General features: G+C 41.5%; 8 protein-coding genes. 5 read left to right on the top strand and 3 right to left on the bottom strand.

The window, feature by feature from the left end; translation table 11 throughout:
* Window positions 1-38: 38 nt before the first annotated feature.
* The 5 genes from Q1W14_RS20830 (at window position 39) to Q1W14_RS20810 (ending at window position 6,186) form a co-directional block, all read left to right on the top strand.
* Complete coding sequence (locus Q1W14_RS20830) at window positions 39-1,718, top strand: SusD/RagB family nutrient-binding outer membrane lipoprotein (RefSeq protein ID WP_300704681.1); 1,680 nt, start codon at window positions 39-41, stop codon at window positions 1,716-1,718.
* Between the two features lie 22 nt (window positions 1,719-1,740).
* Window positions 1,741-2,991 carry a hypothetical protein gene (locus Q1W14_RS20825; protein WP_300704679.1) on the top strand — a complete coding sequence of 417 codons (1,251 nt, stop codon included), beginning with the start codon at window positions 1,741-1,743 and terminating at the stop codon, window positions 2,989-2,991.
* A gap of 402 nt (window positions 2,992-3,393) precedes the next feature.
* Window positions 3,394-4,293: a DUF6268 family outer membrane beta-barrel protein gene (locus Q1W14_RS20820; RefSeq protein ID WP_300704678.1), complete on the top strand. Its 900-nt coding sequence runs from the start codon at window positions 3,394-3,396 to the stop codon at window positions 4,291-4,293.
* Window positions 4,294-4,402: 109 nt separating this feature from the next.
* Window positions 4,403-5,164, top strand: a complete 762-nt coding sequence (locus Q1W14_RS20815) for a LytTR family DNA-binding domain-containing protein (RefSeq protein ID WP_300704676.1) — start codon at window positions 4,403-4,405, stop codon at window positions 5,162-5,164.
* Window positions 5,161-6,186, top strand: a complete 1,026-nt coding sequence (locus tag Q1W14_RS20810; protein WP_300704675.1) for a histidine kinase — start codon at window positions 5,161-5,163, stop codon at window positions 6,184-6,186. Before Q1W14_RS20815 ends, Q1W14_RS20810 begins: the two co-directional genes overlap by 4 nt.
* Here Q1W14_RS20810 and guaA read toward each other — a convergent pair.
* From guaA to Q1W14_RS20795, 3 genes are all read right to left on the bottom strand, one after another.
* A complete protein-coding gene (guaA, locus tag Q1W14_RS20805; RefSeq protein WP_300704674.1) occupies window positions 6,167-7,474 on the bottom strand; it encodes a glutamine-hydrolyzing GMP synthase in 1,308 nt (435 codons plus the stop codon). The two genes, Q1W14_RS20810 and guaA, sit on opposite strands and share 20 nt — an antisense overlap.
* An 86-nt stretch (window positions 7,475-7,560) precedes the next feature.
* A complete protein-coding gene (locus Q1W14_RS20800; RefSeq protein ID WP_300704672.1) occupies window positions 7,561-11,547 on the bottom strand; it encodes a hybrid sensor histidine kinase/response regulator transcription factor in 3,987 nt (1,328 codons plus the stop codon).
* A 58-nt stretch (window positions 11,548-11,605) separates the two neighbouring features.
* A complete protein-coding gene (locus tag Q1W14_RS20795) occupies window positions 11,606-12,937 on the bottom strand; it encodes a DUF6055 domain-containing protein (protein ID WP_300704671.1) in 1,332 nt (443 codons plus the stop codon).
* Window positions 12,938-12,939 lie beyond the last annotated feature (2 nt).

Raw genomic sequence — 12,939 nt, 5'->3', positions numbered from 1 at the left:
CCGCAATAATTAGTTCAACCTATAAAGAAGATATACAAATGAGACAATATAAATCATATATCACAATAATTTTGATGGCATGCACCCTACTCTCTACATCTTGTAGCGATGAGTATATGGAAAGCATGAATACAGACCCTTCGAAAGCCGCCACCATTGATCCTAACGCACAACTCACCACTGCCCAATTACAGATTTATGGTGATATAGAAGCGATGGAAACCTTTCGTAGTTACATTTACGCCTTCAACCAACAGTTGATGGGATGCTGGAATACCACCAATTATGGCGGACGTCACACCATCGATCATAACGAAATGGGGCACATCTGGCAAAAGTATTATTTGAATTCTATCAAGAATGTCACTGATGCACAACTTCGTACAACAGACGACGCAGAGAAAGTAAATATCAACGCAGCTTTACGCATCTATCGCGTATACCTCATGTCGCTGATGACTGATATTTATGGTGATGTGCCTTACTCCGAAGCAGGCAGAGGTTTCATCGAGAGCAAATTCACTCCTAAATATGACACTCAAGAAGATATTTACAATGATTTCTTCGTCGAACTCGATGCCGCCGTTACTGCTCTCGACGCAACAAAAGACCGAATTACCGGCGACGTTATTTACAAAGGAGACATAAGCAAATGGAAGAAATTCGCCAATTCACTCCATCTGCGTTATGCCATGCGCATATCCGATGCCAATCCGCAGAAAGCACAAGAGGAGTTCGAAAAAGCGCTGGCAGCAGATGGTGGTATATTCACATCGGGTGCCGATGACGCATTGATTCCTTATATGGATATCGCCTTCAGTTTTGGTGGTGAAAGTTACACCGACTATCGTCGTAATGCTCTATCACAGCTATTCTTTGGTAACGACCCTCTTAACAATCCCAGCTTTATCTGCTCAACTCTCTACAACCAGTTGTACAGTACAGGTGACCCACGTTTCTCCGCCATCATTCGATTCTACTTCGACAAAACGATGAACTCAACCGATACAGAAGGTCGTATCGACATTTCTGAGGAAGTGTTGGCTAAAGGTATGGCTCATCCTCGTGATCCGGGTGCATTTTTCTATGAACCTTGGCCTGCAAGTTACGAAAGTGATCTTATAAAAGAGCTTCAAAAGAACGATCCCAGCATTGAAAAGACAAGTATGGATACCGAAACGGAACCCAAATTGGCCAATAACTTTCTGACAGGAGATAATCCGGGGGTAGTTATTACCTCAGCCGAAGTTAACTTCTTATTAGCTGAAGCTTCTCTTAAAGGATGGAATGTACCTGGCACTGTAGAAGACTATTACAGAAAAGGCGTACGTGCTGCCATAGATTTCCTTACAGACAATTATGAATGTGATGCTGTTAGCGATATTGAATTCAATAATTACATGAACAACAACAATATTGGTTATACATCCGAGCAAAAGAAAGCATCTATAAACACGCAAGCATGGATTCTGCACTTCACCAATCCGCTGGAATGCTGGGCAAACCTGCGTCGTTCCAATTACCCACGACTCAAGTCACCGGCTGACTATGGTTTTAGCCAGGTTCTCACCGGTGGTCCGGCTATTCCCGTCCGCCTATGCTACCCTGTAATCGAATCATCGTACAATAAAAAGAATTACGAGGAAGCATTGAGCCGCATGGGAGGTAACAATAGCTGGAACACACCCGTTTGGTGGGATAAAAATAATGCTCAATAAAAACTTAAAATCAAGTATTAATATGAAAAAGATACATCTCATACTGTTCACTATACTCACATTTAGCATACTCTTTACGGGCTGCAGCGAAGAAGAGCCGTTCTCTACTGCTACGGCCAATGATGATCCGCGAATTATTGACCCCATTTTTCCCGATCGTGTCAACGGTAGTCTGCCTGTTATTGCCAACTTTAGTCGTGATGGCAAATTTTCAATGAAGCTCACCGTTACCCCAGCTGATTATACCACAGTGACTTGGTTTATTGATGGTGAAGAGGTTATTAGCGGTACTGAAATAGAAAAGGAATTTGTTGCAGGTACTTATCACCTCAAGGTGACAGCCAGCACCGAAACCGGCAAGTCTACTTATCGTGAAGGTATCATTCAGGTAAACCCTTTAGCGAGCGATCCTAGTGCTATAAAAGTAGCTTTTGAACACCTCGTCGCTCCCGGCAATAAAGCTTATTTTTACGGTAACAACCTCGACAAAGTAACCGGTATCATTATCAACGGCATAAATGCTACAGATATTAATTATATAGAAACAGAAGAAGGTAACTATCTGGAATATACTGTACCCGCCAATCTGACTGAAGGTAATTATCGTGTACTATTCACAGATGCCGAAGGCAATGAATATGGTGCCAACACTGTACAAGTGACTAAGGTTCCTATGATTACATCAGGCGTCAACCGTGCCACATCTACTGCTGCATGGACTATGACTGGTATCAACCTTGATGCCGTCGCCTCTATCATAGTAAACAATATAGAAGTTACCGAATTCACCGAACAAACAGCTACAACCCTCACACTGACTTGCCCGGAATTGGAAGAAGGTACATATACTGTGACCGGCAAGACAAAAAGTGGTGAAAACATACAATTCTATGCCAATGGTGAAGTCACTGAGGAACAAACGCTTAACATCTCTGCCGAAAAAGCTTTGTGGGAAGGGCATCATTACGTATCTTGGGATAACCCCGATGGTAATCCTAACAAAACGTTCAACCTCATACCGCAGGACGTGATTACTGCCATCAAGCCAGGAACCATTCTACGTGTTTATTACTCTATTGAACCTTCTGCCGAATACCATCAGATGCAGCTTGCTACGGGCTCATGGAGTGGGCTTGAAGATAAAATTGAGTTCAATGTAGGTGGTGTTTACACAATGACCGTCACGCAAGAGATGATCGATAAGATGAAAAACGAAAACGGATTCCTTTGTGTAGGCCATGGCTACTATGTTGACTTAGTAACTATTCAATAACCTAAAAAATATTATAGCAGCTATTTACCATTATCCATTGTTGATAATATGCATTTGCAGCATACAAAATAGAGCTATACAAGAATGATTTCTTCGTTTTACAATTGCGGGCTCTACGGGGTACAGTTGGCAACCGTTCAGCCCGCATATCGCAACCGTTCAGCCCGCAATTGGAGGACGAAGTTTTATAACGTATATTTGGAGATTAAAGACGGTGTATATAAATAAAAAACATCGTTCATTCGGTAGTTTAGTTATAGCAACACAAATACTACAAACATACCTTTCTTTTGCAACTCGTCCTTTGAATCCTGCATTCCATCCTTTCAAGAATACGTTTCATCGCCAAGAGCTTGCTTTCCAACGTCCCACACGACTACCTTTGCCGAAAAACAAAGCTTTATGAAACTGATTATTAAAGTCGTATTATGTCTGTTTATGTATTCGACAAGTAGTTATGCGCAGGGTTGGATAGGGTGTGATTACATGTCATCGAGCTCCCTTGGGGACGAAGCCGGAGGACAGTACGGCTCAGGAGATCTGTTGATTTTATCAGGAGGATATAATCAACCTTTTGCGGTCAAACAAACTGAAAAAGGGCTGGTAAGAGCATGGTCTGTGGCACTTTACAGTAAACTGGGGGTACTCGAAAACAGAGGAGAAGCCCAAAGTCTGAATCCGGATAATATATTGAATGCCGGTCTAAACCTATCTCACATCCGCCCTTTATCCGGGAGATGGAGCATCATTGCTTCGTTAGGTGCAGGTGTCTATGCCCCGCTCAATAACATCACATCAAGAAGTCTGCTGGCCAATGGAGGTGTAGTCTTCATCTACCATTTAAAGAAGAATCTCGATTTGGGAATCGGAGCAGGACTGACCAATTCGTATGGCATCCCTATGATACTGCCCATGCTCTATTTTTCCTGGCAAAAAACGGGGAAGTATGAATTTAAAGTAGATATGTCGAGCGGCATGAAAGTTTCGGCTGCCACATGGTTGACCCCAAAGATAAAGGTAGAGCTGACAGCCATTGAAATGGATGGCATGTCCGCCGTGATGAACATAAAAGAGAAATCTCAAATTTATTCCATGATGATGTTGAAGTCGTATATCAGTCCATCTTATTATATCAATAAAAGGACAAGTATCTATTTGGGGATAGGTGGTAATTGGATACGTGGAATAAGTATAACCGACCGTAGTCTTAAAGGATTTATCAATAGCTTTAAAGATAATAAGGGCGACCGCGAGTTTGGTGTATCACTACGCTTTATCTCCGGCATCCGTTATGGCTTTTGATACTTCGCCTAAAATAAATAGTTGAAACAATGCATAATGCACCACCTCATCATAATAAGTTGTACTTTTGGACAAAGAAAACACAATCCTCGATGGAGAGCAATAACTTATGAGAAGATATTTAATTATAGAAGACGAGCGCTTTGCCTACGAAGAGATGAAGCGAATGATACAAAGCATAAGGCCGGATTATCTGTTGGTAGGTTGGGCAGACAGTATTGAGCAAGCCGTCCTGTTACTGAAACAAAGTGTAATAGACTTGCTCATTGTCGATATACGCTTGTCCGACGGGCTTAGCTTCGAAATATTCGAGCAATACCCGGTAGATATACCTGTGATTTTCACAACCGCATACGATGAATATGCCATCAAGGCATTCAAAGTAAACGGTATTGATTACTTGCTGAAGCCCATTGAAGAGCAAGACTTGGAAACAGCCTTGTGCAAGTTCGAACGCAATCAAATGCTATACCCGGCTATGCCCCAATATAAGTTACTGAAAGAGGAATACCTGAAAGTTACTAAAAAAAGCCGCTTTCTGATTCAGGTAGGCGACAACTTCCATTATGTGGAAGCCGGCGAGATTGCCTTTTTCTATAGCGAAGAGAAATATGTTTATCTGCATCTATTAGTCGGAAAGAGATACATCATTAACTACACATTGGACCAGCTCGAGGCAATACTGGACAAGAGTATATTCTTTCGGGTGTCGAGGAATTGCATCTCCAGTATTAAAGCAATCCGCAAAACGTCCAAGTATTTCGGAGGACGGCTAAAGCTCCAATTCTCGCCCGAATGCCCGCACGAAGTAACAGTAAGTCGTAGCCGGGTGGACAATTATCTAAAATGGATGAATGGGGAGGTATTATGAAACACAAAAAATACATCGTACTTTTTATTCTGACCATATCTATCTCATTGTTTTCTTTCGAATGCATTTACAATGTGGTCAGTGGACGGCCGCTATATACGAATATCATCTTTCAGTTTCTCATCAACCTTCCCCTGTGCATTGTCCTTGGATTCATTGATTTTGGAATTATCAATGTGATATATCAGAAGATGAAGACCCGGAACAAGGCTTTCAGAATCTTTATCGATCTTGCATTGACAACTCTAACATCCACTTCATTAGTCGCTATTCTGAATATTTTGTTTTTCAGTGACCACATTCCTGTAACAGACATCATGAAAAGTGTTTTGGCAGTCATCCCTTGGAACTGGATAGCTGTTTTACAAATAGAGATTTTCTTTTATCACTTGCAGCAGGCTGATGTAGAAAATCGGTTGGCTACAATTGAGAAGGAAAAGGCTTTGTATCAATTCGAAGTATTGAAGAATCAGATTAACCCTCATTTTTTGTTTAACAGCCTGAATGTATTGGCTTCACTGGCTTATCAAGATCCTAAAAAGACAAATCTATTCGCTAAAAAGCTATCGACTGTTTATCGCTATCTGCTCACCACGCACGAGCAACCGCACGTTAGTCTGCAAGAAGAACTGTCATTTGTAGAGTCGTATTTGTATCTGGAATACATACGTTTCGAAGATTCGCTACAAGTAGAGATAGAAGATAATCCGGCATATTGTCACCGGTTAGTAATACCGGCAAGTATACAGATGCTTGTGGAGAATGCCATCAAGCACAATATCAGTACACGGAAGTCTCCGTTAATCATTCGTATATCGGTGAGCGAAGGGGGAATTACGGTTAGTAATAATCTTCAGCTGCGCAACGAGGTCACAGCCAACAGAATGGGATTAAAAAACCTGCAACATCAATACGCCTTGTATGGCAGACATATTGACGTTACAGGCAATGAAAAAATGTTTGTTGTAAAGATTCCGTTTATTCAAACAGAACTTATAGGGGCTACTCCCACTCTATCGTAGCATTCGGTTTCGGCGACATATCGTAACAAACACGGTTTACGTTCTTCACTTCTTTCAAGATTCGATCAGTAATCTTCATCAGGATAGGCCATTCTACCGGTTCGATGGTAGCAGTCATAGCATCTACAGTATTGACGGCACGAATGATAACCGGCCATTCGAAAGAGCGGGCATTATCGCGTACACCTACTGATTTGAAGTCAGGCACTACGGTGAAATATTGCCATACCTTCTTATCCAATCCGGCTATACGGAACTCTTCACGCAAGATAGCGTCAGCTTCACGTACAGCTTCCAAACGGTCGCGGGTAATAGCACCTAAACAACGTACACCCAAACCCGGTCCGGGGAACGGTTGGCGGTAAACCATTTCGTACGGCAAACCCAGTTCAAGACCGCAAGCGCGTACTTCGTCTTTGAATAACTGGCGCAACGGCTCTACGAGTTGGAATTGAAGATCTTCGGGCAGACCACCTACGTTGTGATGTGATTTCACCATTTTGGCAGTCTTCGTTCCGCTTTCTACAATGTCGGGATAGATAGTGCCTTGACCCAAGAAGTCGATACCATCCAGTTTACGAGCTTCTTCTTCGAATACACGGATAAACTCGCCACCGATGATCTTACGCTTCTGTTCGGGATCTTCTATGCCTGCCAACTTATCAAGGAAGCGGTCGGTTACATCTACATAAATAAGATTGGCTTTCAGTTGATTGCCAAACATCTCGACTACATCTTCTGATTCACCCTTACGCATCAAGCCATGATTTACATGCACGCATACCAAGTTATCTCCGATAGCTTTCAGAAGCAGAGCTGCCACTACAGAGCTGTCTACACCACCCGAAAGTGCAAGTAACACTTTCTTGTCGCCTACCTGACGCTTAACCAATTCAATCTGGTCGTTAACGAAGTTCGTCATGTTCCAGTTAGCCTCAGCCTTGCAAGTATCAAAAACAAACGATTTAACTGCTGACTTGATAGCTTCAATGTCATCGGTAAATGCAGCAAGTTTCACTGCACAAGTAGCTTTATCATGTCCGGCAGCCATTACGGGAATGCCTAATGAATAAATGCCCGGATTAACGTCAATGGCAACGCCGTCAATTACATTACACGGTCCACCATTGATGATAATACCCTTTACGTTGGGTAATGCTTTCAACTCCTCCACTGTGATATCGTGAGGATAGATTTCACTGTAAACACCTAACGCGCGGATGGCACGAGCCAATACCGTATTTTCATGACTACCTAAGTCAAGGATAACAATCATATCCTGTTTCATTTGGTTCTCTTTTATTTTAAATTAATTAATTCATGCTCTATTCGGGCGCAAATATAAAGATTTTCAAAGAGACTACAATGCAAGAACTAACTGTTTTCTAACGTTTTTGCACTAACAAACTCTCCCGGCTTTATTCCAAACTGCTTCTGGAAACATTTCGCGAAATAAGACGGGTTATTGAAACCAACCATGTAGCAGATTTCGTTAATGCGGTATTTATTTTCTGTCAGCAAAGTCGCAGCCTTCTTCAAGCGTACAATCTGAATCAGTTCATTCGGAGTAATATTGGCTAATGTCTTGATCTTCGCAAATAGTCCGGAGCGGCTGATGCACAACTGTTCCGCCAAGAAGTCAACGGTCAATTCAGGATTAGAGAAATTCGCTTCTATGATTTCGTTGATGCGGGTAAGGAATTTATTATCCACCGTATTGCTGGCTATACTGTTCAATGGTACCATCGGCATTTTAGAGAATTTCTGACGCAACAAGTTACGCAAATCGAGAAGATTCTTGATACACGCTTCCAGATATTGCACAGAGAAAGGTTTCTCGATATAAGCGTCCGCACCGCAATCCATGCCTTCTATCTTCGAGGTGAGATCTGTTTTCGCCGTCAACAAGATGAATGGAATATGGCTGATAGCCTGGTCGGAACGTAGTGTCTTACAAAACTCAACTCCATCCATACGAGGCATCATCCAATCACTCACAATCAGAGTGACATCGTTTTCTTTCAACTTCTCCAAAGCTTCTACTCCATCTTCTGCCGTCAGGATGGAATATTGATTGGAGAAGCTACTTGAAAGGAAGTTCAGCATTTCTTCGTTATCATCTACAATCAACATCACAGGTTTATTTCTAGTGGTAGATGCCGGTAAGCTTTCCTGTAAGATATCTTCGGGCAGCATAGAGTTGATAACACGGGCTTCTCCTTCCTGCGCTGTGGCAACTGACTGTTCTATGGGAAACGTTACAATAAAAGAAGAACCTTTGCCAACCTCAGATTCAACTTCAATACAGCCATTATGCAATTCTACAATACTCTTTACGATACTAAGTCCGATACCGGTACCGGGTTTATTGTCCATAGCCTGATAAAAAGGTTTGAAGATTTTCTGCTGCTCTTCCTTGCTGATTCCGATTCCGTTATCAGTAACCCGGATAGCAAATGTATGTTGCTCGGGCTGCACTGTACACGACAGGACTACTTTATCTTTAGTATATTTACTGGCATTAGTCAACAGGTTGCTTATCAGTTTGGTAACGGCTTCGCTATCTACCATTGCCGTAAAATCGGCATCGGGATATTTTACTTCCAAATGTGCATCATGTTGGGTAATGAAAGGTTTAAATCGTACACATACCGCTTCGAGCAACTGACAAATGTTCTGTGATGTATATTTCATCACCATACCTTCCTGTTCTACCTTGCGGAAATCAAGCAATTGATTAACAAGGAACAGCAACCGTTGACTATTGCGGTCGATAATGCTCAAATCATTATGCAACGCTTCCGGCATCTGTATGGACGACTTCATGATCTTCTCCAAAGGTCCTATAATCAACGATACAGGGGTACGAATTTCATGTGCAATCATCGTGAAGAATTTAATTTTCGCCTCATGTACCTCTTTTTCTTTATTTACGTTCAGTTGAGTAATCTCTGCCGTATGTTTCTTCTCTGAACGCCTCAGCAGGAAACGGATAAAGAAAGTGAGAGCTATACACAAAAGAATGAAATATAGTATTTTAGAGAATGTATTCCAATAAAATGGCGGATGAATCACGATTTTTAGATTTGCCTCCTCCTCGTTCCAGACTCCATCGTTGTTGGTAGCCCTCACTTTGAAGATATATGTTCCTGGAGGCAGATTCGTATAAGTCGCCTTATTCTGCGAACCTACGTAGTTCCAGTCTTTATCGAAACCTACCAACATATAAGCATATCGGTTTTTCTCCGGCGTACAATAACTTAACGAAGCGTAAAGCAAACTGACCACATTGTCCTTGTACGAAAGATCTAATTGTTCCATCTGATTCAGCGCTTTCGGCAGTATTTCATCTCCAATTCTGATTTCCTTATTGAAAACCTCCAAGCCGGTTATAACGACCGGAGGAATCACTTTATTCATTTTAATCTGATAAGGATAGAAGGCATTGAAGCCACTTACCGAACCTATATAAATTTTCCCATCAGAAGCCTTCAATGCAGAATTCGGAAGAAATTGCTCGCTTTGCAACCCATCGCTTTTAGTAAATACCTGACTGCCTTCTTTAGGAGTATAGCGTACTAATCCGCGAGTGGTGGTCAACCACAAGACACCTTGGTCTTCAATAATACTACAAATATTCCGGCTGGGGATTTCTAATGAAATTTGCTCAAATACATCTTTATTGACATTGTACTTATAAAGTCCTGCCATAGTTCCTACCCACATATCACCAGTACTATCTACGTGGGTGCAATTCACCTGATTGTTCTTCAAGTCACCGGCTTTACCGGTATCGGTATAGTTCTGCCAGATTTGCATTTCAGGATCGTATTTAAACAATCCTCTGCCCTGAGTCGAAAACCAAAGGTTTCCTTCCCGATCTTCATCGATGTCTATGGTCAACGCACCAAGCGTCTTTACACGGATAAAGTTATCTTCCTGTCGGTTATACAAGTTGATTCCTGACATAGATGCGACCCAAATTCTTTCTTTTCTATCTTTGAAGATACTATACGAACTACTACCATCCAAGGTAGAAAGGTCGTCTTGGTTGGTGGAATACACCTTAAAAACACCATTTTTTGTATTCAGCACATTGACTCCACCTGTATACGTACCGATCCATAGATTATCATTGTCCATACAAAGCGCATGCACATTATGATAAGATAAGCAGTTACAATTTTCATTAGGCAAGTAATGGGTAAATTGCTTATCTTTGGGTGAATAACAGTTCAATCCACCATCATCCGAGGCTATCCAGATTTTTCCACGAGCATCTTCGCAGAAACCGCTGATAACAGTCCCGCTGACTGAATTGGAATAACGTGAGTGAGCGAAACTTTCGAACTGTCCGTTATTGGCCGGAATGTAGTTTACTCCTCCATAATAAGTGCCAATCCACACGCCCCCTTCTCTATCTTTTACAATAGGATAAACAAATCGGTTGGATAGGGAATTGGGATCTGACTCATTCTCAGTAAACAACTGATGCTCACCGGTAGCCATATTAAACAATAAAAGTCCATCATCCGATCCTATAAGCAACTGATTGGGTGCATATTCCATCAATGAATGGATATGTTTGGTCCCTTTACAGCCAGTAGGATGCAGGTATGTGGTCACCTTTCCGGTATACTTATCTAACTTCTGCAAGCCACAATCCCAAGTCCCTAGCCAAAGTGTATGAGACGAATCTTCCAGAATGGCTAAAGAACTGGAATTATGTCCGGTAGTCTCATATTGAAGATTGAATGGTTCAAACTTATTCTCGGCTTTATTCAATTTGGCTACACTCGGACTCCCCCAATTGGTAATGGTCCATATCTGATTCTCACTATCAACCATTACACTCGCCATTAATCCGTTAGCACTTTTGAACTCATACTGTTCCAAAATATTATTCTTCTGACTGTATCTGAATATTCCCTGCCCCACAGTAGAGAACCATAGGTTACCATCTTTATCTTCTGTGATATTGTTCACTGTACAGGTAATGCTTACCTGCCGGGAAGTAGTTACTAAGAAAGAGGTGAATGCTTCGGTTTCATAATCAAAAAGATACAGTCCACTATCTGTACCAATCCAGATTTTTTCGCCGGCATCGAATAAAGCAGAGACATATTCATTCGAGCCGGGAATATTAAGTTTGTATAGTTTTACAGTAGTACCATCATAGCGGTTTAGCCCATCATCTGTTCCAAACCATAGAAAGCCATATTTATCTTGCAGAATAGCACGCACGGAGTTAGACGATACACCATCCTCCACCGAGAAGCGTCGAAATCGGAAGTCACCCGGCGCCGCAAATAACAGTATCGGTAACAGTAAGTTCAGAAGTATAATGCTAAACGATTTCATCTCAATATTTTAAAATAAAGCGCAAGATAAATACATTTTTCTAAATGAACCTAAAAAATCAGTAAGAATAATCCGGTTGACTATTCTTTACTTTTATTTGATAAGGCCATTGTGCATCTTTTCCTTGAGTATCGGGATTCATCCAATGGTCTGAGGGGGCTCCCATTACAAGTAAATACAGGTGTGCCAACCTATCGTTTGAAGGAGTGGCAAATTTCACTTTACCTTTTACACTATGTTTCATTTCTCCATAGATGGACTTACCTTCATTGGTGACTCCTACTAAACCATATCTCCAGCCTGCTTTATCTTTATGAATAGATATGTATCCATCCCCAGACGTCAAGCCTTGAAAAGTGATCTCCACTGTTTTCCCTGCTTCAGGTATTGACAAAGGGATAGCATTGAAACCATAATTCTCGGGACAATTCTCTGGTGCTACTTTAAACCATCCTTCTTCGGTACGATTTAGTTTGCAGGTATATTTATTGGCATAGGGACGAGTTGCTTCCCATGCACGTGGGAAATCCCAGTTAATGAAGTGACGATAAACATCAAACATTTCATCACAGAATTGCGTTTGACTAAGTCCCGTCATACGCTTATAGGTAACAACCGGATCTTCACCTTTTTTACCTTGACGATAAAGTTCTGCAATCAAAGGCAGTCCTCGTTTCATTCCCCAATATTCCAGTACATAAGGAGAGTGATAAATGTTTTCCAAATGTAGATATGCTTTATGCGTCAATTTCATAAATGCATCCCAATGGTATTTTTCATCTGTAATCCATTCAGGGTTAACTTGCCACAACATCCATTGAGAAGTCATTTCAAAGAAGCCACAACCTCCCCAGGCTTCTCCTTCACCATCACAGGATATTTGCGCCTGAAAGCTATGCCCCAGTTCATGAGCAATACAATTCAACTTTTTATCCTGCACCCGGTTGGGGGCAATCCATAATGCACCAATCTCACCATCATAATCCCCGCCATAAGCAGTTCCTTCCAAAGAATAGTTCAACATCACCATCATACGATACTTATCGCACTTCGAACCAGACTTACTAAACTTCAGCGTATCAAGAAAAAAATGATAGAAACGCTCTAACTTCTCTTCTAAATTAGACAAGTCAACCTGCATGTTGTGTCCTTCCAGCTGCGGAGGATTTGCTAAATCTTTTCCAAAACCTTTCTCCCAGAAAATAACAAAGTTCTCTGTACAAGCCATGCGATGATAACTCCATTTACTTTCAGGGTTATTGAGGTCCATACCCTGCAAATCTTTAGGAATATAAATTGATTTACCTTTAGGAAGAACGGGCTGTTGAGCCGAAAGGGAACTTCCGGCTAACAATCCTATCAAAAGAAATATGAAAATAGGTAGCTTCATTA

It is taken from the genome of Bacteroides sp., assembly GCF_030151085.1.
Lineage (GTDB): Bacteria > Bacteroidota > Bacteroidia > Bacteroidales > Bacteroidaceae > Bacteroides.
Note: the sequence above shows the minus strand (reverse complement) of the source record. Positions and strands in the feature narration are given on the sequence as shown.

Coding starts and splice junctions, on each gene's coding strand:
- Q1W14_RS20830 (WP_300704681.1), top strand. CDS start 39: ATGAGACAATATAAATCATATATCACAATAATTTTGATGGCATGCACC.
- Q1W14_RS20825 (WP_300704679.1), top strand. CDS start 1,741: ATGAAAAAGATACATCTCATACTGTTCACTATACTCACATTTAGCATA.
- Q1W14_RS20820 (WP_300704678.1), top strand. CDS start 3,394: ATGAAACTGATTATTAAAGTCGTATTATGTCTGTTTATGTATTCGACA.
- Q1W14_RS20815 (WP_300704676.1), top strand. CDS start 4,403: ATGAGAAGATATTTAATTATAGAAGACGAGCGCTTTGCCTACGAAGAG.
- Q1W14_RS20810 (WP_300704675.1), top strand. CDS start 5,161: ATGAAACACAAAAAATACATCGTACTTTTTATTCTGACCATATCTATC.
- guaA (WP_300704674.1), bottom strand. CDS start 7,474: ATGAAACAGGATATGATTGTTATCCTTGACTTAGGTAGTCATGAAAAT.
- Q1W14_RS20800 (WP_300704672.1), bottom strand. CDS start 11,547: ATGAAATCGTTTAGCATTATACTTCTGAACTTACTGTTACCGATACTG.
- Q1W14_RS20795 (WP_300704671.1), bottom strand. CDS start 12,937: ATGAAGCTACCTATTTTCATATTTCTTTTGATAGGATTGTTAGCCGGA.